The organism is Thermosulfuriphilus ammonigenes (assembly GCF_011207455.1).
GTDB lineage: Bacteria > Desulfobacterota > Thermodesulfobacteria > Thermodesulfobacteriales > ST65 > Thermosulfuriphilus > Thermosulfuriphilus ammonigenes.
In genome coordinates this window covers 944,536-967,134 of the sequence record NZ_CP048877.1, presented here as the reverse complement: position 1 = coordinate 967,134, position 22,599 = coordinate 944,536, and the positions used below count along the sequence as shown (strand labels likewise).

Annotated in this window: 24 protein-coding genes and 1 tRNA gene; 19 read left to right on the top strand and 6 right to left on the bottom strand. The window is 55.5% G+C overall.

Annotation, left to right across the window (positions count from 1 at the left end; genetic code table 11):
• Nucleotides 1-102 precede the first annotated feature (102 nt).
• The 4 genes from G4V39_RS04710 to G4V39_RS04695 are packed head-to-tail and all read left to right on the top strand — an operon-like array spanning nucleotide 103 to nucleotide 2,861.
• Entirely contained in the window at nucleotides 103-444 is a 342-nt protein-coding gene (locus tag G4V39_RS04710) for a phosphomannose isomerase type II C-terminal cupin domain (RefSeq protein WP_166031834.1), read from the top strand.
• A gap of 26 nt (nucleotides 445-470) precedes the next feature.
• Nucleotides 471-1,556: an SO_0444 family Cu/Zn efflux transporter gene (locus G4V39_RS04705; protein WP_166031833.1), complete on the top strand. Its 1,086-nt coding sequence runs from the start codon at nucleotides 471-473 to the stop codon at nucleotides 1,554-1,556.
• Nucleotides 1,526-2,377 carry a ComEC/Rec2 family competence protein gene (locus G4V39_RS04700; RefSeq protein ID WP_166031832.1) on the top strand — a complete coding sequence of 284 codons (852 nt, stop codon included), beginning with the start codon at nucleotides 1,526-1,528 and terminating at the stop codon, nucleotides 2,375-2,377. The genes G4V39_RS04705 and G4V39_RS04700 overlap by 31 nt, the downstream gene beginning before the upstream one ends.
• Nucleotides 2,370-2,861: a VanZ family protein gene (locus tag G4V39_RS04695; RefSeq protein ID WP_166031831.1), complete on the top strand. Its 492-nt coding sequence runs from the start codon at nucleotides 2,370-2,372 to the stop codon at nucleotides 2,859-2,861. Before G4V39_RS04700 ends, G4V39_RS04695 begins: the two co-directional genes overlap by 8 nt.
• Here G4V39_RS04695 and G4V39_RS04690 read toward each other — a convergent pair whose 3' ends face one another.
• The 4 genes from G4V39_RS04690 to G4V39_RS04675 all read right to left on the bottom strand — a co-directional run bounded on the left by G4V39_RS04690 (nucleotide 2,862) and on the right by G4V39_RS04675 (nucleotide 6,531).
• Nucleotides 2,862-3,770, bottom strand: coding sequence for a dihydroorotate dehydrogenase (locus tag G4V39_RS04690; protein WP_210412184.1), 909 nt, complete (start codon nucleotides 3,768-3,770; stop codon nucleotides 2,862-2,864).
• Nucleotides 3,763-4,545: a dihydroorotate dehydrogenase electron transfer subunit gene (locus G4V39_RS04685; RefSeq protein ID WP_166031830.1), complete on the bottom strand. Its 783-nt coding sequence runs from the start codon at nucleotides 4,543-4,545 to the stop codon at nucleotides 3,763-3,765. Before G4V39_RS04685 ends, G4V39_RS04690 begins: the two co-directional genes overlap by 8 nt.
• A gap of 40 nt (nucleotides 4,546-4,585) precedes the next feature.
• Nucleotides 4,586-5,566 carry a patatin-like phospholipase family protein gene (locus tag G4V39_RS04680; RefSeq protein WP_166031829.1) on the bottom strand — a complete coding sequence of 327 codons (981 nt, stop codon included), beginning with the start codon at nucleotides 5,564-5,566 and terminating at the stop codon, nucleotides 4,586-4,588.
• A 65-nt stretch (nucleotides 5,567-5,631) separates the two neighbouring features.
• Nucleotides 5,632-6,531 carry a glycosyltransferase family 2 protein gene (locus G4V39_RS04675; RefSeq protein WP_166031828.1) on the bottom strand — a complete coding sequence of 300 codons (900 nt, stop codon included), beginning with the start codon at nucleotides 6,529-6,531 and terminating at the stop codon, nucleotides 5,632-5,634.
• 91 nt (nucleotides 6,532-6,622) lie between these two features.
• Between G4V39_RS04675 and ahbB the strand changes: the two genes are divergently transcribed.
• Entirely contained in the window at nucleotides 6,623-7,606 is a 984-nt protein-coding gene (gene ahbB, locus G4V39_RS04670; protein WP_166031827.1) for a siroheme decarboxylase subunit beta, read from the top strand.
• Here the strand turns inward: ahbB and G4V39_RS04665 are convergent.
• Nucleotides 7,599-8,072 (bottom strand): DUF2934 domain-containing protein, encoded by a 474-nt coding sequence (locus G4V39_RS04665; RefSeq protein ID WP_166031826.1) that lies wholly within the window; start codon nucleotides 8,070-8,072, stop codon nucleotides 7,599-7,601. The genes ahbB and G4V39_RS04665 overlap by 8 nt on opposite strands.
• Before the next feature lie 130 nt (nucleotides 8,073-8,202).
• Between G4V39_RS04665 and G4V39_RS04660 the strand changes: the two genes are divergently transcribed.
• The 14 genes from G4V39_RS04660 (at nucleotide 8,203) to dut (ending at nucleotide 21,635) form a co-directional block, all read left to right on the top strand.
• Entirely contained in the window at nucleotides 8,203-9,915 is a 1,713-nt protein-coding gene (locus G4V39_RS04660; RefSeq protein ID WP_166031825.1) for an FAD-dependent oxidoreductase, read from the top strand.
• A 51-nt stretch (nucleotides 9,916-9,966) separates the two neighbouring features.
• A tRNA-Gly gene (locus tag G4V39_RS04655) sits at nucleotides 9,967-10,042 on the top strand.
• 113 nt (nucleotides 10,043-10,155) lie between these two features.
• Nucleotides 10,156-10,632, top strand: a complete 477-nt coding sequence (locus tag G4V39_RS04650) for a ribosome maturation factor RimP (protein WP_246169754.1) — start codon at nucleotides 10,156-10,158, stop codon at nucleotides 10,630-10,632.
• Nucleotides 10,633-10,647: 15 nt separating this feature from the next.
• Nucleotides 10,648-11,880 carry a transcription termination factor NusA gene (gene nusA / locus G4V39_RS04645; RefSeq protein ID WP_166031824.1) on the top strand — a complete coding sequence of 411 codons (1,233 nt, stop codon included), beginning with the start codon at nucleotides 10,648-10,650 and terminating at the stop codon, nucleotides 11,878-11,880.
• Nucleotides 11,880-12,122 (top strand): YlxR family protein, encoded by a 243-nt coding sequence (locus G4V39_RS04640; protein WP_166031823.1) that lies wholly within the window; start codon nucleotides 11,880-11,882, stop codon nucleotides 12,120-12,122. The genes nusA and G4V39_RS04640 overlap by 1 nt, the downstream gene beginning before the upstream one ends.
• A 55-nt stretch (nucleotides 12,123-12,177) precedes the next feature.
• Entirely contained in the window at nucleotides 12,178-14,886 is a 2,709-nt protein-coding gene (gene infB, locus G4V39_RS04635; RefSeq protein WP_166031822.1) for a translation initiation factor IF-2, read from the top strand.
• The gene (locus tag G4V39_RS04630) at nucleotides 14,886-15,179 is read left to right on the top strand and encodes a DUF503 domain-containing protein (protein WP_246169752.1); all 294 of its coding nucleotides are present in this window, start codon (nucleotides 14,886-14,888) and stop codon (nucleotides 15,177-15,179) included. The genes infB and G4V39_RS04630 overlap by 1 nt, the downstream gene beginning before the upstream one ends.
• Entirely contained in the window at nucleotides 15,176-15,541 is a 366-nt protein-coding gene (rbfA, locus tag G4V39_RS04625; protein WP_166031821.1) for a 30S ribosome-binding factor RbfA, read from the top strand. Before G4V39_RS04630 ends, rbfA begins: the two co-directional genes overlap by 4 nt.
• Complete coding sequence (locus G4V39_RS04620) at nucleotides 15,525-16,484, top strand: DHH family phosphoesterase (protein WP_166031820.1); 960 nt, start codon at nucleotides 15,525-15,527, stop codon at nucleotides 16,482-16,484. The genes rbfA and G4V39_RS04620 overlap by 17 nt, the downstream gene beginning before the upstream one ends.
• The gene (gene truB, locus G4V39_RS04615; protein WP_166031819.1) at nucleotides 16,481-17,410 is read left to right on the top strand and encodes a tRNA pseudouridine(55) synthase TruB; all 930 of its coding nucleotides are present in this window, start codon (nucleotides 16,481-16,483) and stop codon (nucleotides 17,408-17,410) included. Before G4V39_RS04620 ends, truB begins: the two co-directional genes overlap by 4 nt.
• A 77-nt stretch (nucleotides 17,411-17,487) precedes the next feature.
• Nucleotides 17,488-17,757: a 30S ribosomal protein S15 gene (gene rpsO, locus G4V39_RS04610; protein WP_166031818.1), complete on the top strand. Its 270-nt coding sequence runs from the start codon at nucleotides 17,488-17,490 to the stop codon at nucleotides 17,755-17,757.
• A gap of 28 nt (nucleotides 17,758-17,785) precedes the next feature.
• A complete protein-coding gene (gene pnp / locus G4V39_RS04605; protein WP_166031817.1) occupies nucleotides 17,786-19,921 on the top strand; it encodes a polyribonucleotide nucleotidyltransferase in 2,136 nt (711 codons plus the stop codon).
• Nucleotides 19,921-21,174 (top strand): M16 family metallopeptidase, encoded by a 1,254-nt coding sequence (locus G4V39_RS04600; protein ID WP_166031816.1) that lies wholly within the window; start codon nucleotides 19,921-19,923, stop codon nucleotides 21,172-21,174. Before pnp ends, G4V39_RS04600 begins: the two co-directional genes overlap by 1 nt.
• Nucleotides 21,174-21,635 carry a dUTP diphosphatase gene (dut, locus tag G4V39_RS04595; RefSeq protein ID WP_166031815.1) on the top strand — a complete coding sequence of 154 codons (462 nt, stop codon included), beginning with the start codon at nucleotides 21,174-21,176 and terminating at the stop codon, nucleotides 21,633-21,635. Before G4V39_RS04600 ends, dut begins: the two co-directional genes overlap by 1 nt.
• Here dut and G4V39_RS04590 read toward each other — a convergent pair.
• Nucleotides 21,619-22,593, bottom strand: coding sequence for a polyprenyl synthetase family protein (locus tag G4V39_RS04590; protein WP_166031814.1), 975 nt, complete (start codon nucleotides 22,591-22,593; stop codon nucleotides 21,619-21,621). The two genes, dut and G4V39_RS04590, sit on opposite strands and share 17 nt — an antisense overlap.
• Between the last annotated feature and the right edge of the window lie 6 nt (nucleotides 22,594-22,599).

The following is a 22,599-nucleotide window of genomic DNA, read 5'->3' as shown; positions in this document are numbered from 1 at the left end:
TTGGCCCCCCTTTTTGTTTGGTGTGGATAAATCAGGTCTTACCTCAGAGGTCCTTTTAGGTTAAGATTGCTTCTGTTCGGGAGGGGGCCTGGTGGAGGCGACATGCAAGAAGATCATCGTCCCTGGGGCTATTTTCGGGTACTATCCGATGAGCCAGACCACAAGGTAAAAAAGATCGTTGTCTATCCGGGTAAAAGACTCTCCTTACAATTACATCACCATCGCACGGAACACTGGTTTATTGTTAAGGGAAGGGCCTTGATTACCCTGGGGGAAAGAGAACTTAATCTGGGCCCCGGTCAGGCTGTAGATATCCCGGTTGAGACCCCTCATCGGGTGGCCAATCAAGGCGAGGAAGATCTGGTCTTCATAGAGATCCAGACAGGAGATTACTTTGGTGAGGACGATATTGTCCGCCTCGAAGACGACTTTGGTCGTCGGTAAGCTCGTTTGAGAGGAGGTTTGCCGCGGTGCCTTTTCTGAGGGAATTTTGGCAACTTACAGTAGAGATGGCTCCCTATCTCCTCTTTGGTCTTCTGGCTGCCGGCCTTCTTAAGGTCTTTCTTTCCCCCGAGGCCGTGGCCCGGCATCTCGGCGGTCGGGGGTGGAGGGAGGTTTTCAAGGCGGCAATCTTTGGGATCCCTCTTCCCCTTTGTTGCTGTGGTGTTTTGCCTACTGGCATAGCCCTTAGCCGTCAGGGAGCCAGCCGGGGGGCCACGGTGGCCTTTCTTATCAGCACCCCCCAGACAGGTGTTGATTCCATCCTGGTGACTTACGGTATGCTGGGGCCGGTGCTGGCCGTGGCCAGGCCATTAACAGCCCTTGTCTCCGGGGTTATAGGAGGGCTTCTGGTAGAGGCATTGGCCTCCGGGAGACGGATTGTTTCTCCAGATGGTGGAGTAAGTCTTTGTCAGGTTTGTCAAGATGAGGCCTGTCTTCAGCGCCACAGTCTGGGAGAACGCCTTGGGGCAGCCCTTAGATATGGTTTCGGCGAGCTCCTTTCAGAGATCGCCCTTCCCCTTTTTGGAGGGCTGGTCATTGCCGCCCTGGTAGCGGTTATTCTCCCTCCGGGCCTGTTGGGGCGCCTGGTCTCCCCGGGCCCGGGGCAGCTTCTTCTTATGGTTTTGGCCGGTCTTCCCCTTTACATGTGTTCTACGGCCTCGGTTCCGCTGGCCTACGCCCTTCTTCTTCAGGGAGTCTCCCCGGGGGCGGCCTTGGTCTTTCTGATGTGTGGCCCGGCCACCAACACCACGGCCATTTCGGTCATCGGGGCCACCCTGGGCTGGCGGACCTTACTGATCTTTATTTTCAGCATCATCTCTGTGGCCCTGGCCTCTGGTTACCTCCTTGATACCCTTTGGCCGCAGGCTCTCACCCTGGGAGAGAGGCTTCATTCAACCCCTGAGGGCCTTGCCCTTTGGGCTGAGGTCTCCGGAGGCCTGCTTTTGGGGCTTGTCTTCTGGCATCTATCCCTTAAGCTGAGGGCCAGATTGCGAAAGACCCCATCTTGCTCCTGCCAGTCTTCATGTTGTTCTTCTCATCGCCGCCCCGGCTAGGGATTCTCCTTCTGACCTTGCTTCTGGTTTCAGGGGCCCTCTCTTCTGTGGGGGCCTTTGAGGCCACTTTCTTCGACCTTCCTGAAGGAGAAGCCATTCTTATCAAGAGCCAGGGGCGGTGGATTCTTATTGACGCCGGGCCGGCAATAGCCTGCGACCGTCTTCTTAGAGGGCTTAAAGACAGGGGAGTTAGGGAGCTGGATTATCTTATTGTTACCCATCCTCATCCTGACCACTACTCGGGCATCTTTTGCCTGACAGGTTTCCTGTATCCCCGCCGTCTGGCCGACAACGGTCAAAAGATTCCTCCTTTTCCTCAAGACGACTTTCTTCGCTGGTACGCCACCTGGCGCCAGAAACACCCCCGCTACCGATTTCTTTCCGCCGGGGAAACCCTTAAAATCGGAGAGATTGTCATCCAGGTTCTCTGGCCCCCTTCTCTTTCTGGTAACTACAACGCCGACAGCCTGGTCCTCATGGTAAAGGAGAAGAAAGGAAGACTTCTCCTTACGGGTGATATTCCGGCCTCAGTGGAGAAGACTTTGGTTGAGGACTATGGATCGGGGCTGAGGGCCCAGGTGCTTAAGGTCTCCCATCATGGGGCGGCCGATGCCAGCAGTGAGGTCTTCCTCAAATACGTCTCTCCCCAGGTGGCTGTAGTCTGTGCCGGTCGGAATCACCCCCGGGGTTATCCGGCCAAAAGGGTTCTGGAACGTCTTAAGCGCTTGGTTCCCCAGGTTCTGGTTACCGGTGATCAGGGAACTCTATCTGTAGTTATCAGTCCCTCTGGGGAAGTCCAGTGGAGGTCTTACAATGAGTGAACGCCAGGCCTGGGGGGTGGTTTTGATCCTTCTTTGCCTTATCTATCTCCTTATCCCTCTGGGGCCTATAGTTCTTCCCCAGCTTAAGGCCTTTTGGGGCCCCGGTTTTGGCCGGTGGCTTTCAGCAGGGCTCCTTCTTTTGGGCCTCGGCCTGGTGGCCTCTCTCGGGCCTTACTGGATCCGGGGGCTCTTTTTTCTGGCTATTATATCGGGGGTCGGGAGCCATCTTCGGATCGTTGAGGAAAGGGTTCACCTTCTGGAGTATTCCCTGCTGGCTTTCTCATTGCATTTGGCCCTTTCCTTCCGTCTCAGGCGGGGGGTCTTTTGGGGGGCCTTTTTGCTGGCGGCCCTCTTTGGCCTGATAGATGAGCTTCTTCAGGGGCTCTATCCCTTGAGGCACTTTGATACGCGGGATTTGGCTATAAACACCCTTTCAGCCGCCTTAGGGGCAGGGCTGAGGCATGCCACGGCCCCTCGTCCCTAGCTATTCGCTCCTGAAACTCCCGATAAGCTGGCTTACCGAAGAGACCCCCAGCTCCGAAAGCAAGGGTGGAAGGTCCTGGAGAATCCTGCTTCCGGCTCGGGGAGAGATGAGATTAGCAGTCCCTATCTGAACAGCCCGGGCCCCAAGGATCAAAAACTCAGCCACATCAGTGGCACAGGTGATACCTCCTATGCCGATGACCGGGATCTTTACCGCCTTGACCACCTCATATACCAATTTAAGGGCGATGGGTTTTATCACCGGTCCTGAAAGGCCACCGCTTATCACCCCTAACCGGGAACCTCGACGGTGGAGGTCAATCGCCATAGCCGGCACCGTATTGATTAAAGAAAGGGCGGCGGCCCCGGCGGCCTCACAGACCTGAGCCAGCTCCCCTATCCCCAGGGTTTTGGGGGGGAGTTTAACTATCACCGGGACCGAAGCTGCCTGACAGACCTTCTCCACCAACCTGGCCAGCTCTGCTGGTTCGGAGCCGAAGAGGAGACCGCCACGCTTGACATTAGGGCAGGAGACATTTACCTCGATGGCATCTACCAGGCTGGAGAGCTCTGCTGTCAAGGTAACGTACTCTTCTGGAGACTCACCGAAGATGTTAGCGATAAGGGGGACTTTAAACCTCCGCAAATAGGGGATGATCTTGGTGGCAAAGGCCTTAAGCCCTGGGTTTTCCAGGCCAATGGCGTTAATCAGACCGCAGGGGGTTTCTACCAGTCGGGGAGGGGGATTGCCTGGCCGGGGCTCAAGGCTTATCCCCTTGGTCACCAGAGCGCCAAAGAGGGAAAGATCCAGATATTGAGACAATTCCTGGCCATAGCCCCAGGTCCCCGAGGCCAAGAGGACAGGATTCTTGAGCCTCAATCCGGCCAGTTCTGTGGAAAGGTCAATCAAACTCCACCTCCTCGGCCAAGACTACCGGGCCTTCCTGGCAGACATGTAAATATCCACCGGGACGGGCCTTAACGGCACAGCCCAGACACAGACCGGTGCCACAGGCCATTTGAGCCTCAAGGGAGATATAGGCCGGGCTGTTTGTCTCCTGGGCCAGGCGGGCAACAGCTGCCAGCATGGGTGTAGGGCCACAAGCAAGAATGGTCCGGGGGCCTTTTTTAAGGGCCTCCTGAAGAGGAGAAGTCACCAGGGCCCTTTGACCCAGGGAGCCGTCTTCGGTGGTCAGAATAAGTGGTCTGGCCAGGGCCTTCCAGAAGGAGAGCCTGATCAGATCTTGTCGACTTCGGGCTCCATATATGAGTGGAGCCGGCCCGAACATTTTAAGCCAGAGGCCAAAAGGAGCCACTCCTATCCCGCCGGCTACCAGAAGGAAAGGCGGCTTCTTTTTTTCGGGCTGAGGAAAGCCCCGTCCCAGAGGGCCTACCAGAATGAGTCGCTCCCCATGACGTATCTGACTCAGATATCGAGTGAATCGTCCCCTTGGCTGGATGAGAAGGTCAAGATAATTCCCCTCCTGGTCGTGTACAGAGAAGGGCCGCGGCAGGAGAGGATCCAGGCCTTCGCCTCGAAGCATAACAAACTGGCCAGGCTGAATTAGCCCTAAGGGGGGGTCTGTTTTAAGACGGAGAAGAAATATTCCTCCCTTAAAAGGGCGGCGTCTGATTACCCGGGCCTCAGCTTCTTGGGGATGAGTTTTTGCCTTTGTTGCCTCCACAGACGAGCATCTTATCAGGCCCGTAGCCTAGGGCAAGCCTTTAGCGGACAAGGTTTTCAAGGAGCTGCTCAAGACGTGAGGCCTCTCGCGAGATAAGCTCTTCGGCTAGGGTTTCAAGGGCGTGGAGGTTGGTCTGACTGGCATCGTCGAGGTCATCCTTTCCCAGGGTAAGGGTGGTTTGAAAACGAAAATATCGATTTCCCCCCTCCTCCAAGAGCCAACGACATTGATAGTCGGCGGTGTCAGAGACTCCATCGAAGATGACATCAAGGAGAGGTCGGGCCCAGCCAGCCAACCCCCATCCGATGGCCTCCTCATGGGGAATGGGTCTGGTGAGCTCCCCGGTACCTAGGGAGACAAGAATTACAGGTCGCCCGGGCCAGAGTCTCCGGGCCTCGGCCAGGGCACACATGGCTGGATTGTTGGCCATCACCCCACCGTCAACGAGGCTTAAGAAATTCTTGCCTTTGGGAGCTCGGGGGTCGAGTTGGCGAACAAAGGAGGGAGGAACTTCCACCCGAGCTGGCTCAAAATATGTGGGAGCCGCCGAGGTGGCCCGGGCCACCTGCCAGAGAGCTATATCTGGCTGCTCTCCCTCTCTGGCCCGATGTCTCTTAAAGAAATATGGCTGTCGAAGCTCAATTTCATAGGCGGTAACCAGAATTTCTACTAGGGCCTCAGAGAGGGTAATGTTTCCCAGATACTCCTGAAGGATCCCTTCAATGGTCTGAGAAGGGTACTTTTCTTCCAGGAGTCCTATCCGCCAGGGGGATCTCTTAAAGATGCGAGGGCCTTCAGTAAGGTAGAACTCCACCAGGGCCTGGGCACTAAAGCGAGGGCCCCCTTCGCCTGGGCAAGAGAGGGCTACGGCAATAATCCCTCCGGTAGATGTTCCGGCAATGAGATCAAAAAGGCTACTTATTGGTTTCTCCGTGCGTCGCTCCAGTTCATAGAGGATTTTGGCCGGAATCAGGCCTCTAATCCCCCCTCCATCTATGGATAAGATGCGAACAGGGTCCATTTAGGGCTCCTTTTATCGCTTTTTAGCCAAAGGTGGTCTTCAAAGGCTGATAAGTCAAGTAGAGGTTATGGTTGACCAAACTTCACTAGGAACCGGAGGAGACGAAGCCAGACTGTAGGATAATAGGGAAGGTGCCGGATGGCTTTAAGATGCCAGTTTAGACCCTGGCGTCCCGGGTAGTATTTGCCGACTTCTGAGGCCAGAAGGGCCAGCCGACGGCGGAGTTTATTTTTTAGGTGGGGGGAACCATCTGGAGATAACCACTGGAGGCTTCTTTCTGTCAGACGGTAAGTAGCCAGAAGGAGGAAAGAGCGTCGGCGCGAGAGACCTTGCTCGTGGTAACGATAGAGGCAGAGAGGCTCTCGAATCCCGGAGATAAGTCCTTTTCGGGCTATCCTTAGCCAGAGGTCCCAGTCTTCGGCCCCCAGGTATTTGTCGCTAAAAAGACCACTTTCTTTAAGGATTCGGCGGCGGAGAACCACCGAAGAGGTGACCACAAAGTTGATCAACATAAGGTGTTCCAGAGCCTCTTGAGGATCATGAAAGACAGGGAGGGGAAACTTACGCTCCCTGTGGGGGAGCGGTCTTCCTTCACCATCGATAACCCGGGCATCGGTGTAGCAGAGGGCCACTTCCGGATGCTCTTCCAGAAAGGCCAGCTGCCTTTCCAGCTTCCGGGGGAGCCAGAGGTCATCGCTGTCTAAAAAGGCCAGATATTCGGAGTCGGTGGCCAGAATTCCGCGGTTTCTGGCCTGGGCCGGCCCGGCGTTTTTCTGAGGAATCAATCTCACCCGGGTGGTTTTTTCCTGGTATTCTTGGACAATGGCCGGACCCTGATCGGTGCTCCCGTCGTCAACAATCACTACCTCTATATCGGATGCGCTTTGGCCAAGAACGCTCTCTAAGGTCTCCCTGATAAAGGGGGCGGCATTATAAAGGGGGATAATAACCGCAACTTTAGGCATAAATCCTCCAGACCGGATATTTAAGCAAGGGGCCAGTCATTTCAAGGCTTTTGTTTGCCAAATGGCTTCAGATCTGATTAATCTTTGACCTATGGACCTCAGGCCTTGGGAGAAGGAACTGCTTTCTTTGATCCAGCGCGATTTTCCTCTTCAGCCCCGGCCATACAAGCAGCTGGCTGAGACCCTGGGGGTAGCGGAAGAGGAGGTTTTAGAGAGCCTTTCGCGCCTTAAGAGTTCCGGACTTATCCGCCTTATTGGGGCCATTTTTCAGCCATCAGCAGTAGGGTATCGATCCACCCTGGCCGCCTTAAGCGTCCCTGAGGCCAAGGTGGAGCAAGCCGCGGCTCTGATTAACGCCTACCCCGGGGTAAGTCACAACTATCTCCGCAACCATCGGTTTAATCTCTGGTTTACTGTGGCCGTTCCCCCGGGAAAGGAGCCAGAAGTTAAGGTTCAAGAGTTCGCCAACAGGACAGGAGCTAGAGATTATTTGTTTTTGCCCATTGTCAAAACCTTTAAGATTGCGGTCATTCTTGATGTAGAGGCCAGTGGTGGCCCTTCAGATCCGAAGACGACCACCACGGAGACCCGGTTTGTTCTGGCCCCGGAGGAAATACGTCTGGCCCGGGCTGTCCAGGAAGACCTTCCCCTTGTTTCCAGACCCTTTGCCCAGGTGGCCCAGGAGATAAATAAGACAGAGGCTGAAATCCTGGGCTGGATAAAAAAGATGCTCTCCCGGGGAGTGATCCGCCGTTTTGCGGCCCTCTTGCGTCATACCAGGGCCGGCTTTACTGGCAACGCCATGTTGGCCTGGAGGTGCCCAGAGGAGAAACTGGATCTCATTGGCCCGCGCTTTGCGGCCTTGGCCGAGGTGAGCCATTGCTACCAGCGACGTTCCTACCCCCACTGGCCCTATAACCTCTACACCATGATCCATGGACGCAACCAGGGGGATTGTTCTGCCGTGATTGAAGAAATGATCCGTCTCTCTGGCCTAAAGCCCCCCCTTGTTCTCTACAGCCTTAAGGAGTTCAAAAAGAGCCGCCTTAAACTCTTCTGGGACGAGCCTAGATAAACCGCTTGGCCATTTTGGCTACTAATTCTTCGGCCTGATACCAGTCCTCTTTTTCGCGTCCGGCCTCCCGGCCCCGTTTTTCATAAAGGGAATAGGCGATTTTCTGAATCAGTTCGTGCTTTGTCCGCTGGGCCTCCTCTGGTTCGCCAATAAACTCTACGGCCGCCTTGGGATCTTTAGCTGATTGAACCTCGAGACCCAGAAGCCGGCCGTCTTCTTTTAAGGCATAGATGGCCCGCGGGGAACGTAAAGAATGAATAAGGTGATCGATGTGGTCAGCGTCCATGCCTCCGACGTAGAACTCGACGGTCTTGGTCTTTTCTTCATAGGCAATCCCCATAAACGGGAGATTTTCAGCCACCAGATGTTCGTCAACCAAGAGGCGTACCGGACGAAACTGATTAGCACCATTGAACTCCTTAAGAAAATTCTTCCACTCCTTTTTAAGAATTCGCTCCTTTTTCATGATTCATCCTCCCTTTTGTTTGAAATCTGTCTCCAGTAAAGTGGATTAACCCTCAGTCCAGGTTGCTCCTTACTTATTATTTGTGATAGACAAATAATTTGAATTTGAACTTCTCTCCGGGAGGTCAGCCATGTCCGAAAGATTTGTCGTCATAGGGGCGGTGGCCGCTGGTCCGCGAGCGGCCTGTCGAGCCAAACGTCTTCGCCCAGATGCCGAGGTTATTCTCCTTGACAAGGATGATCTCATCTCCTACGGAGGCTGTGGCATTCCCTACTATGTTTCTGGTGATATCACCGATGAGAAGGAGTTGCGTTCGACGACCTTTCATATGCTCCGCGATGAGTCCTTTTTCCGGGATGCCAAGGGGGTCGAAGTCCTTACCAGGACATTGGCCACCTCCATCGACAGAAAAAATAAGGTTGTCCATATCAAATATCTAGATTCGGGCAAAGAAGAGACCCTTGCTTACGATAAGCTAGTTCTGGCTACCGGGAGCCAGCCGTTTGTCCTTCCCATCCCCGGAAACGACCTTGATGGAGTTTTTACCATAGCCAACCTTCATAAAGCTATCGAAATTAAACATCGGCTCTCCAGTGGCCAGGTGGAAAAGGCTGTGGTCATCGGTGGAGGGGCCATTGGTCTGGAGATGAGCGAGGCCCTGGCCGATCTGTGGGGGGTTGAGGTTACGGTCCTTGAATACATGCCCCAGGTACTTCCCCGAATTGTTGATCCAGTGATGGCCAAGATGGTTGAGGCCCATCTGCGGGAGAAGGGGCTCCAGGTGGTGACCAACTCCCGGATCAAAGAAATAAAGGGAGAGGCGGGCAAGGTTAGGGCAGTAGTGGCCGAGGAGGGGGTCTATCCGGCCGATCTGGTGATCATGTCTGTAGGGGTGAGGCCCAACAGTCAGCTGGCCCGAGAGGCCGGTCTGGAGATTGGGCCCTTTGGCGGCATTGTTGTCAACCATCGGCTTCAGACCTCTGATCCCGATATCTACGCTGGAGGAGACTGCGTAGAGAATTATCATCTTCTCACTGGCAAGCGTTTCCCTATGCCCTTAGGATCCTTGGCCAATAAACACGGACGGATAATCGGCACCAACCTGGCTGGAGGTACGGAAATATTTGAGGGGTGTCTGGGAAGCTTTGTTATGAAGGTTTTTGATCTTTCAGTGGCCGGGACCGGTCTGTCTCTTCAGTGGGCGCGCCAGGAGGGTTTCCCGGCGGCCCATGCCCTTCACAACCAGACCGACCGGGCCCATTTCTTTCCGGGTTCGGCTATCATCCATCTTCAGATGGTCTTTGACCCCCGGACTCAGCGGGTCCTGGGAGTCCAGGGCCTCGGGCCGGCAGGGGACGCCGTCTTTGCTCGGGTGGGCATGGCTGCGGCCCTCATCCGTCAGAAGGCCACCATCGCTGATTTCTCCAGCTTTGAGGTCCCCTATGCCCCGCCTTTTGCCAACGCCATGGATGCCCTAAACGCCCTGGCCAATGTGGCTGACAACATTGTCTCCGGCCGCATGCGGACTATCGAGGTTGATGAGGCTGTGGCTCGCCTTTATTCTGGAGATGAGATGGCCCTTTTTGTGGATCTACGCCACAAAAAAGAGGCCGAACCTTACGAGGCCCGATATCCAGGGCGCTGGATCTGGATGGCCTACAACGACGTCCGGCGGCGCTATCAGGAACTGCCGAGCGACAAGGATCTACTGCTGGTCTGTAACTCCGGGATGCGTTCCTATGAGGTGCAGCGATTTCTGGATCAGGTGGGCCTAAAGAGGAACTGGGTCATCCATGGCGGTATGAACGTCTTGCGCCGTCAAGGGGTGGATCTCCTCAAATAGAGGGGCCCTTGACACATAATGGGGCTACTTATACTATATTTTTTGCTTTGAGCGGGCATAGCTCAGTTGGCAGAGCGCGAGCTTCCCAAGCTTGAGGTCGCGGGTTCGAATCCCGTTGCCCGCTCCAGAAGGAGGCCAAGAAGGCGCCGTAAGGCGCCTTACTTTTGTGAGGCCTTAAGTTTGGGGCCGATTAAAGAGGGAATCTCTTAAAAAGTGGGCCTTTTGCCCACTTTTTTGTTTATGGGAGCCATGGAGACCAAGGCCATTGTCAAAAAAGTTGAAGAGCTGGTGGAGCCCATCGTCAGAACGTTGGGGCTTGAGCTGGTGGAGGTTCAGTTTCGCCGCGAACGTCCGGGATGGGTACTTCGCCTCCTTATAGATAAGGAAGGGGGGGTCAATCTAGAGGATTGTGTCCAGGTTAGTGAGGTCGTGGGCGATATTCTGGATGCTGAGGATCCCATCCCCCATGCCTACAATCTGGAAGTCTCCTCTCCTGGCCTTGAGAGGCCACTGGTCAAGGAAAAGGACTATCAACGCTTTGCTGGCCGTAAGGCCCGGATAACCACCAGGCAACCTTTGGCCGGGCGGCGAAACTTTACCGGTATCATCCTGGGGATAGAAGACGGTTTGATATCCCTGCGACTTTCTGAAGGGCAGCAGGTAGAGATTCCCTTTTCTCTGGTGGAGAAGGCCCATTTGAAATTTGACTTCAAATAGTAAGGGGTGGGTGTCATGAACGATCTTAAAAGGATTATTGATCAGGTCAGCAAAGAAAAGGGTATCGATCGGGCGGTTCTTATTGGGGCGGTGGAGGAGGCTATTCGTTCGGCGGCCAGAAAAAAGTACGGCCAGAAGGCTGACCTGGAAGTCCAATATAATGAAGAAACCGGTGAGGTGGAAGTCTTCCAGTTTCGGACAGTGGTGGAGAAGGTCGCCGATCCGGAGACAGAGATCTCCCTGGAGGAGGCCCGGGCCCTTGATCCTGAAAGTCAGCTAGGTGACAGTCTGGGGGTTAAGCTAGATACTCGAGACCTGGGGCGCATTGCGGCCCAGACGGCCAAGCAGATCATCATCCAGAAGATCAAGAGCGCCGAAAGAGACCTCATCTATGAGGAATATAAAGATCGGGTAGGGCATATCGTAGCTGGGAGTGTTCAACGGTTTGACCGGGGTAATATCATTGTCAACCTGGGGCGCACCGAAGCCATCCTTCCGGTCTCAGAGCAGATTCCTACCGAGCATTATCGGCGGGGAGATAGGATTCGGGCCCTGATCATCGAAGTCCGGCGGGCCAGTCGAGATCCGCAAATAGTGCTTTCCCGTTCCCATCCGGATTTTCTGGCCAAGCTGTTTGAGCTTGAGGTTCCAGAGATCCAGGAGGGAGTGGTCAAAATCATGGGGGTGGCCAGGGAGCCCGGCTCGCGGGCCAAAATCGCCGTGGTCTCCAGTGATCCAGACATTGATCCCGTGGGGGCCTGTGTGGGGCTGAGGGGTTCCCGGGTTCAGGCCATAGTCCAGGAGCTAAAGGGAGAGAAGATAGACATTGTTCCCTGGAATCCGGATCCAGCCAAGTACGTCTACAACGCCCTTTCTCCGGCGGAGTGCTCCAAGGTCATTGTGGACGAGGCCAACAAGGCTCTGGAGGTCGTTGTCCCCGATGATCAGCTTTCTCTGGCCATCGGTCGGCAGGGGCAGAATGTTCGTCTGGCCTCCAAGCTCCTTGGTTGGAAAATAGATGTCTGCAGTGAGACCCAGTATGCCAGACGCCAGGACCCCGGCTTTAAGGCCCTTCTTTCTCTAGATGGCCTTGAGGAACCAGTCGCGGCCAAACTCTATGACGCCGGTATCAGCTCCCCGGAGCTTCTGGCCCAGAGCGAGCCAGAGCAGGTGGCGGAGATAGCTAGCCTTAGCCAGGAGGAGGCCAAAAAGATCATTGAGATCGCTCGGTCTCAGGTTGGAAACTGATGGAAAAAAGGCAACCCATACGGATGTGTATCTTCTGTCGTGACCGTCAGGCCAAGGGGTCTCTTATGCGGCTGGTGTTCAATCAGGGGCTCGTTCTTGGCGATCACCGACAAACTCTTCCGGGACGGGGGGCTTACGTCTGTTCCGCCTGTCGGAAGAGGCTCTTTTCTCAAAAAGGACGAAAGGTCTTGGCTCGGGCCTTTCGACTTTCTCCGGAAGCGATTAAAGATATTAGAGCCTAAACTTAAGGAGAGAATTTTTTTGAAGTCCCTCTTTGGGGCTAGGGGGTAACAAGAGATGGCAAAGATGAGGGTTTACGAACTGGCCAGAGAGATAGGTATGGAGAGCAAGGAGCTCTTGACCAAAATCCGCCAGATTGGCCTGGAGGTCAAAAGCCACAGCAGTATGCTCTCCGAGGAGGAAGTGGCCATAGTTCGTCAAAAACTGGCCGGGGCCTCGGAGGAGAGTGCCGTCGGTCAGAGTCGGCCGAAGGTCATCCGACGTCGGGCCAGACCACAGGAGCCTCCAGCAGAGGAGAAGCCGGAGAAGCCTGTGGAAGAGGCCAGGGTGGTAGAAGGCCCGCCCAAAGTGGAGCCCAAGCCCCGCCTGAAACTAAAGATAATCCGCCGACCAAAGAAGAAAGAAAGGGAAGAGGCTCCGCCGGAGAAGGCTGTAGCCAGGGCTCCGGAGGGCCCTCCGAGTGAGGCTCCAACCCCCAAGGCCCCGGAGGAGGCTAAGAAGATAGAGGAAACCAAGGCCGAAGAACCTAAACCCACCAAACCGGAGCCTACCAAACCCCGGGTGGTGGACATGACAGAACACCGGGAGTATGCCCGGGTGGTCAAGCGGGCCGAACCTCAGGCCAAGGTGGTCAAGAAGGCCCCGGCACCTCCCCCTAAAGGGCCACGTCCGGCTGCTCCTGTAGCCAAGGCTGCCCCACAGCCGGCTCCAGTAGAGGAGAAGGGCAAAAAGAAGAGCAAGCGCACGGTGGAGGGTCTAGAACTCGGGGCCCCCCGGAAGAAGACCAAAAAACGGGCCGCCCGTCCTAAAAGTGAGGTCAGCGAGCTCAAAGAAGGTCTTGAGCTCCTGGAGCTGGAAAGAGAGCTGGAGAAGGCCCCCCTTGAGGAGGTGGCCTCCGAAGGAATGCCCTCAGAGGTGACTGAGCATCCTGAAGCCCCCAAGGAGAAAGGGAAAAAGGGTAAGACCAAGGAGGCCAAAGAACCCAAAGAGGCCCCCGCCCCTCCTAAGGTAGTCAAGAAGAAGATCAAGATCTACGAGTCCATTCAGGTGGGCGAGCTGGCCAAACAGATGGGAGTCAAAGCTCCGGAGCTTATCCGCAAGCTGATGGAGCTTGGAGTTATGGCCACTGTTAATCAATCCATTGATTATGAGACTGCCGCCTTGGTGGCTTCTGAGTTTGGCCATGAGGTGGAAAGGGCCGGGATTCAGGAGGAGGATCTCCTGCGTTATGAGCCGCCCAAGCCCGAAGAGCTCAAACCCCGGCCACCGGTGGTCACGGTGATGGGCCATGTTGACCATGGTAAGACCAGCCTTCTTGATGCCATTCGTAAAACAGACGTGGTGGCCAGAGAGGCCGGGGGAATTACGCAGCATATCGGGGCCTATTTTGTCAAGCTGGAAGATGGCCGGGAGATCGTTTTTATAGATACTCCGGGCCACGAGGCCTTCACCACCATGCGGGCCAGAGGGGCCCAGGTGACGGATATCGTCATCCTGGTGGTAGCCGCTGATGATGGAGTTATGGATCAGACCAGAGAGGCTATTGACCACGCTCGGGCCGCTGGTGTTCCGGTAGTGGTGGCCATAAACAAGATAGACAAACCCGAGGCCAATCCGGAGAGGGTCAAGAGCCAGCTGGCCGAACTTGGGCTGGTTCCTGAGGAGTGGGGTGGTGAGACCCTTTATGCAGAGGTCTCGGCCAAGAAGAGAATCGGTATCAGGGATCTCCTTGAACTGGTGCTTCTCCAGGCCGAGGTAATGGAGCTTAAGGCCGCTCCTGATCGGCCGGCTCGAGGACGGATCATCGAGAGCCGGCTCGACCGGGGTCGAGGGCCGGTGGCCACCGTTATTATTCAGGAAGGGACCTTGCGGGTTGGGGATCCCTTTGTCTCCGGTTACCACTATGGGCGGGTGCGGGCCATGTTTGATGACCGCGGCAAAAAGCTCAAAGAGGCCGGCCCGGCCTATCCGGTGGAGGTTCTGGGTTTTTCCGGTGTGCCTCAGGCTGGAGATGATTTTATCGTTGTGGAGTCGGAGAAGGTGGCCAAGGAAGTGGCCGAATACCGCGAGCGCAAACTTCGTGAGGCCGAGGTGGCCAGGGCGGGCAAGGTCAGCCTGGAGAAGCTCTTCGAGAGGTTAAAAGAAAGCGAAATCAAAGAGCTTAAGGTCATTCTAAAGGCCGATGTTCAGGGCTCCCTTGAGGCCCTCTCTGAGGCCTTAAGAAAGCTTTCCACCGATGAGGTCAGGGTAAACATTATCCGTTCAGGCATCGGAGCCATCTCTGAGAGTGATATTATGCTGGCTTCGGCCTCTGATGCCGTGGTTATCGGTTTTAATGTTCGCCCCACTCCCAAGGCCAAGGAGCTGGCCAACCAGGAGAAGATCGACGTTCGTTTTTACGATGTTATCTACAACGTAGTTGATGACGTCAAAAAGGCCATGGTCGGCCTCCTTGAGCCCACCTATGAGGAGCGGGTCATCGGGGTGGCCGAGGTCCGGGCTACCTTTAAGGTTCCCAAAGTGGGGGTGGTGGCCGGCTGTTATGTGCGGGAAGGGCGTCTTGAACGCGGGGCCAAGGTCCGTCTTCTAAGGGACAATGTGGTCGTTTATACCGGAAAGATCGCCTCCCTAAGGCGCTTTAAAGAAGACGTCAAAGAGGTAGCTGCTGGCTATGAGTGCGGTGTGGGGCTTGAAAACTTCAACGACATCAAGGTGGGAGATCTCATTGAGGCCTTTGAACTGGTGGAGATCAAGCCGGAGCTTTGATGATGGTCGTCGGAGTGGCCAAGGTTCAGCTCTTTATTCCGGAGAATCGCTCCCTAAAAGGCAAAAGACAGGTGGTCAAAAGCCTTCTGCGCCAGATAAACGGCCGTTTTAAAAATGTCTCTGTGGCGGAGGTGGATGATCAAGATCTTTGGCAGCGGGCTCAAATAGGGCTGACCACCGTGGGGAGCGATCAGCGTTTCATTAACTCTCTTCTCGACCGGGCCTTGGATTATATCGAGGCCTACGGTGGAGTGGAGGTTATCGAGACCAAGATAGAAATTATCAGTCTATGAAGGGACAACGGGCAAGGCGAGTGGCCGAACTTCTGAAGGAGGAGCTTTCTCTGGTGATTCAGCGGGGTCTCAGGGATGAGCGCCTGAAGGAGGCCTTCATTACCGTGGTCAGGGCCGAGGTGAGTCCGGATCTTAAACGGGCCGTCTTTTTTTTCGATGTTCACGGAGATGAGGCCGAGAGGCAAAGGGTCCTTGAGCTCCTCAGACAGGCCCGCGGTCACTTGCGCCGGGAGCTAGCCTCAAGGGTTCGGCTCAAGTTCATGCCAGAGGTGGATTTTGAGCTTGATCGCAGTCAGGAAGCCCTCTCCCACATTGACGCCCTCTTGGCCAAGGCGCGAGAGAAGGATGGACGAAGTCACTAAATTTGCCCGGTTAGTAGCTGAGACCCACAGATTCTGCCTCACCACCCATGTCCACCCCGATGGCGATGGTCTGGGGAGCCTTTTGGCCCTGGGGGAGACCTTAAAGAATCAAGGCAAGGAAGTGGTCTTGTTTGTTGACGACGAGATCCCCCCTCAGTATCGAAGGCTCCCGGGGATAGAGGGTGTCCTTTCTGAGATTCCCAAGGATGGTTTTGAGACCCTTGTCCTCCTTGACTGTGCCGAGCCCTCCCGGATAGGTCGTCTCAAAAGCCATCTTGTTGGGGCCAAGATGGTGATCATTGATCACCACAGCTCCTCTGATGAGGCCGGTGATGTAAATATCCTTGACCCCCAAGCTCCGGCCACCGGGCTCATCCTCTTTCGGATGTTCAGGGCCCTATCCTGGCCTATTACCCCCTCGATAGCCACCAATCTCTACACGGCCCTTCTCACCGACACGGGGTGTTTTTGTTTCCAGCAGACCAACGAGGAGGCCTTTCGGATGGCCGCCGAGCTGGTGGCTGCGGGGGCCTCTCCAGCCAAGGTGGCCGAGGACCTCTTTGAACACTATCCTTTGCGACGCTTTAAGCTTCTGGCCCGGGCCCTTGATGCCCTTGAGCTTCATTTTGGCGGTCGTCTGGGGTTGGTGGTGCTGACTCCGGAGGCCTTTCAGGAGACCGGGGCCCAGGGATCGGATACCGAAAGTTTTGCCAACATGATTCGCTCCATAGATACAGTGGAGCTGGCCGTTCTTATCCGGGAGGTGACCCCCGGGCAGGTGGCGGTAAGTCTTCGTTCCCAGAGGATCAATGTGGCCCGTTTGGCCGAGCGTTTTGGTGGAGGCGGTCATGCTCAGGCCGCCGGCTTCAAGAAGAGGGCTCGAGCCGATGAGGTCAGGGCCGCCCTCCTTGAGGCGGCAAGAGAGTTGATGGAGGGAAAATGAACGGGGTCTTGGTGGTGGACAAGCCCGAGGGGATGACCTCCTTTAAGGTGGTTGACCTCCTCAAAAGAAAGCTCCGGGTCAAAAGAGCCGGCCACGGTGGCACCTTGGATCCCCTGGCTACCGGAGTCCTGCCGGTCTGTTTGGGCCGGGCTACCAAGATTGCCCAATTTATCCTTGAGGGTGACAAGGTCTACGAGGGGGTGATGGAACTTGGCTTAGAGACAGATACTTACGATGCCTTGGGTGAGGTGGTGGCCCGGGCTGAGGTGCCAGATCTCGATCTGTCCCGGTTAAAGGAAGTGGCCCAGGGGTTTGTGGGGGCTATTGAACAGGCCCCTCCACCATATTCTGCAGCCAAGCACCGGGGACGCCCCCTTTATGAATACGCCCGTAAAGGGGCTCCGGTGGAAAAGCCCCCCAAAAGGGTTGAGGTTCTGGAGTTTGCGATTCTCTCTTATGAAAAGCCCTTTGTCTATTTTCGGGTGACCTGCACTAAGGGAACGTATATCCGCTCTCTGGTGCATGATCTGGGTCGGGCTTTAGGCTGTGGGGCCTGCCTTAAAGGGCTGCGTCGGATACAAAAGGGCCCTTTTACTGTCTCCCAGGCTATGGGGATAAAGGAGATCCTGGAGCTGGCTGCCGAAGGTCGAATCAACGAGTATCTTATCTCCATCTCTGAGGCCCTGTCTTTTATCCCGGCTGTGATCATCGGGGAGGAACTGGCCCGGCGTATTCGCCACGGTTTTCGGCCCCGAGCCGGTCTTATCTGGGGACTTATCCGTACCCAAAAGGTGGCCAAGGCCCCGCGGGTCCCCTGGTTGCGCCTGGTGGGTCAACAGGGGGATCTGGTAGCCGTAATCTATTATCCTGAGCCAACGGATTCCAGCGAGGTAGAACTCATCCGGGTCTTTCCCCCGGAGGGCTGACATCTCTGTCCGTTGTCAGGCGGCCAAGTAGGTGTTAGAAATACCCTGGCAAAATTGCAAGATTTGAGGAGGAAGGTATGGGTCTTTCACCAGAGGTCAAGCGGGAGGTAATTGAGCGATTTAAACTCCATGATTCCGATACCGGATCCCCAGAGGTCCAAATCGCCCTTCTTACCGCCCGTATTAATCATCTTACCGAACACTTCAAGGTTCATAAAAAGGATCACCACTCCCGGCGTGGTCTTCTGAAGATGGTCGGTCAGAGACGGCGCCTTTTACAGTACCTTAAACGGACAGACTTTGACCGTTATCGCCGGATAGTTAAGGAACTGGGGCTTCGGGGTTAAGAGAAAAGAAGAAGGAGAGCACACCTAGATGATCAAGAAAGCAGAGTTAGAAATCGGCGGGCGAAATTTCGTCCTGGAGACAGGGCGGGTGGCCAGGCAGGCCAGTGGTTCGGTGATTGTCCGCTACGGCGACACCGTTGTCCTGGTGACGGCGGTCAGTTCTAAGGAGATCCGTGAGGGGATAGATTTTCTCCCCCTGCTGGTGGAATATCAGGAGATGTATTACGCTGCGGGCCGTATTCCGGGAAGCTATTTTCGGCGGGAGATCGGGCGTCCCAGCGAGAAGGAAACGGTGACCGCCAGGCTCATTGACCGTCCCCTGCGGCCCCTCTTTCCTAAGGGCTATCGTTATGATACCCAGATCATCGCTACGGTGCTCTCTGTAGATCCGGAGATCGACCCGGATGTTCTAGCCATTACCGGAGCCTCTGCCGCCCTTCATCTTTCTCACATTCCCTTTGCTGGCCCGGTGGCCGGAGTAAGGATTGGCCGGGTAAACGGAGAATTTGTCGTTAACCCCACCACCTCAGAAGTCAGGGCCTCGGATCTTAACCTAGTTATCGCCGGCACCAAAGAGGCCATCTGCATGGTGGAGGGCTCTGCCCGGGAGGTTCCCGAGGAGGTGGTCCTTGAGGCCCTCTTTTTGGCTCATGAGGAGATCAAGCGTCTGGTGGCCGTTCAGGAGGAGCTTCGGGCCGAGTGTGGCCAACCGAAGATGGCCTTCGAAGAGCCTCAAACTGATGAGGCCCTCAAGAAGCGCCTCCTTGATCTCTTTGAAGCCGATCTGCGGGAGGTTATCACCACACCAGTTAAGGTAGAGAGGGGACGCCGGCGTCAGGAACTGGAGCTTAAGGTTCTTGAGCAGTTGGGTGAGGAGGTCAGTGGTCGAGAGAAGGAGGTCCTCAGTCTCCTTAAAGAGATAGAAAAAGAGATGATGCGGGCCATGATCGCCCGAGAGAAGCGGCGTATCGATGGCCGGGCCTTTGATGAAGTGCGGCCTATAAGTTGTGAGGTGGGCCTTTTGCCCCGGACCCATGGTTCGGCCCTCTTTACCCGGGGTGAGACCCAGGTTCTGGTTATCGTTACTCTGGGAAGCACCCAAGACGAACAGCGTATTGAGGCCCCCGGGGGAGAGGTTTTCAAACATTTTATGCTTCACTACAACTTCCCGCCATATTGTGTGGGTGAAGTCCGGCCCTTGAGGGGGCCATCACGACGGGATATAGGCCATGGTCTTCTGGCCGAAAGAGCCCTTCTGGCGGTAGTCCCCGATCAGGAAGAGTTTCCTTACACCATTCGGGTGGTTTCTGAAGTCTTGGAATCTAACGGTTCCTCTTCTATGGCTACTGTCTGCGGTGGAACCCTATCCCTTATGGATGCCGGGGTTCCCATCAAGGACATGGTCGCCGGGGTGGCCATGGGGCTCATTAAAGAAGACAACCAGTTCTACACCCTTACCGATATCCTCGGCGATGAAGACCATCTTGGAGATATGGACTTTAAAGTCGCCGGTACCGACAAGGGAATTACTGCCCTGCAGATGGATATCAAGATTACCGGTGTTACCCGGGAGATCCTCTCTCAGGCTTTGGATCAGGCCCGGGAGGCCCGCCGCTTTATCCTTTCTAAAATGAGGGAGGTTATCAGTAAACCTCGGGAAGCCCTTTCTGCTTACGCCCCCCGGCTGACCACCATCCAAATAAGCCCCAACAAGATTCGGGATCTCATCGGCCCAGGGGGCAAGACCATCAAGGGCATTATAGCCGCCTGTGAAGACGTCAAGATAGAGGTGGAAGACTCCGGGCTGGTGCGAATATTTGCCCCTAATACCGAGGCCGCGGAGAAGGCCATCAAGATGATCCGAGAGGTGACCCAGGAGGCCGAGGTAGGCAAGCTTTACCTGGGCCGGGTGACCCGAATTACCGACTTTGGGGCCTTTGTGGAGATCTTTCCCGGGACTACCGGTCTGATCCATATCTCTCAGATGGACAAGGGCCGGGTGCGCAGCGTCTCTGACATTCTCAAAGAGGGAGATGAGGTCCTGGTTAAGGTGATTGATATCGACCGTCAGGGTCGAATAAAGCTTAGTCGCCGGGCCGCCCTTGAGGAGTCTATGCGTCGTCTTCGGGAGGAAAAAGACGAAGACTCGGTAGATATCACCTGATGTATCACAAAACGGTCCTTCCCAACGGTCTTCGGGTGGTCACCGAAAGGATCCCCGGCCTTCGCTCTGTCTCTGTGGGGATCTGGGTCAATGTGGGCAGCCGGGATGAAACCAAGGAGATAAACGGCATAGCCCACTTTATTGAACACATGGTCTTCAAGGGCACTGGCCGCCGTTCAGCCCTGGATATCGCCAAGGAAATAGACCGTGTGGGAGGGCTCTCTAACGCCTTTACCTCCCGTGAAAATACCTGTTTTCACGCTAAGGTCCTCGATGAGCATCTTCCCCGTATCCTTGATCTCTTAGCCGATATCTTCCTTCACTCTCGCTTCGATCAGGCCGAACTGGAAAGGGAACGTCAGGTTATCCTTCAGGAGATAAACATGGTCGAGGACAGCCCGGATGAGCTGGTCCACGACCTTTTTGGTCGGTTGGTCTTCGGAGAAAATCCTTTGGGGTTTTCCGTGCTGGGGACCAAAGAGACGGTCTCCCGGATGACCTCTGCTGGCCTTAAAGATTATCTCCACCGGGCCTATACCGCGGAGAAGATTGTTATCGCCGGGGCGGGAAACCTTGACCATGCGTCTTTTGTGGAGATGGTGGAGAAGGAGTTTGCCGAAGTCCCCCCCAAAGATGGTCTCTCGGCCCGATCCACCCCGGAGTTCCAGGCTACCATGGCCCTCTATCCCCGGGATCTGGAGCAGGTTCATCTTGTTTTGGGTGGGCCAGGGCCGGCGGCCCGAGACGAGCGACGCTATGCCGGTCTGCTTCTTAACGTGATCCTTGGTGGTTCCATGAGCTCCCGGCTTTTTCAGGAGATAAGGGAGCGTCGGGGGCTGGCCTATTCCATATACTCCTATCTTTCCCTGTATGAAGACGTAGGGCTCTTTGGTATCTATGCCGGAGTAGCCCCAGATAAGGTTAATGAAACGGTGGCTATTATCCTCGAACAGATTGCCCGTCTGCGAGAAAATCACATTGGCGAGGAAGAGCTGGCTGCTGCCAGAGACCATGTCAAAGGTGGTCTTCTCCTCTCCGCAGAAAGCTCCGATACCCGAATGACCCGTCTGGCCCGCAACGAGATCCTTTTCTCCCGGTATGTTTCCTATGAAGAGGCCATCTCTCGCATTGAGGCAGTAACCCCGGAGGATATTTGCCAGCTGGCCCGAGACTTTTTAACCCCAGAGAGGCTCTCCCTCGTAGCCCTGGGGCCCATTGCCGAGGAGAAGCTTACCGCCTTCAGGAGGATTTAGTGAGGGAGCTTACCGTCCCCGTGGAAGTTCTCCCCCATGGAAGGGGCCTTCCTCTCCCCCGCTACATGACGTCTGGCTCGGCCGGGCTTGATCTTCTGGCGGCCATTGAGAAACCGCTTCCGGTAGCCCCGGGCAGAATTGTCCTTGTCCCTACCGGGCTAAAAATGGCCATTCCCGAAGGCTTTGAAGGTCAGATCCGGCCAAGAAGCGGCCTGGCCATCAAAAAGGGGCTTACGGTGATTAACGCTCCGGGAACCATTGACTCTGACTATCGGGGAGAAGTCAAGGTGGGGCTCATTAACCTGGGAGACAAAGAGGTCATCATTGAACGCGGTGATCGCATTGCCCAGTTAATAATCGCTCCTGTGGTTCGGGCCCAACTGCTGGAGACCAAAGGTCTTGATCCCACAGACCGAGGAGAGGGTGGCTTCGGCCATACAGGTGTTAGTGACGCCGACTAAGAACATAGCCAGCAATACCTGAGAGGATGTTCTTCTCCGGGGTCTCGGGCAGGGGGGCAAGATGGGCCTTGGCCCGGGAGACAAGGTCTTCGGCCCGCTGGCGGGTTCTTTCAAAGCCCCGGTACCTCTTTATGAGAGAGACGGCTTCATAAAAGGCCTCACGGCTGGTCTCCTCTGACTTTATGAGCTCAATAAGGCGTTCTCTGTCGGGCCCCTGGGCCGCCTCCAGGGCCAAAATAAGGGGCAAGGTCACCTTGCCCTCTTTGAAATCGTTGCCGATCTCCTTTCCCATCTCGCCGGTAGCCCCCAGGTAATCAAGCAGATCATCGACGATCTGGAAGGCCAAACCGAGGTTAAGGCCATAGCCTTTTAGGGCGGCCACGGCCTCATCGCTGGCGCCAGCAATCAGGGCCCCGCACTCACAGGCGGCGGCGATGAGAACAGCCGTTTTGCGTCGGATGACCTCCATGTACTCGGCCTCTGTAGCCGAGATGTTGTCGGTGTTGAGGAGCTGGAGAACCTCGCCCTCACTCATGAGGACCGTGGTCTCAGAGACGGCCTCCAGCATTCGGAGATCTCCGTGTTCTACCAGAATGCGGATGGCCTTCGAGTAGAGAAAGTCTCCCACCAAAATGACGGCCTGGTTTCCCCAGACCTTTCTGGCGGCGGCCCGTCCTCGGCGCATGTGGGCCTCGTCCACCACATCATCGTGGAGGAGGGTGGCCGCATGAAGATACTCGAAGACCACCGAAACCCGATAAACTTCTGGTTTGGAGCAGCCAAAGAGCTTGGCTGCCAGAACCATCAGAAGGGGCCGGAGACGCTTGCCGCCGGCAAAAAGGATGTACTGGCTAACCTCATTGATGAAGGGAACATAAGAGGCAAAGTTAGCCTGCATTTCGCCTTCTATGCGAGTCAACTCCGGAGATACAGCCTTAAGAAGGGTTTCTTTATCCATGGCTTC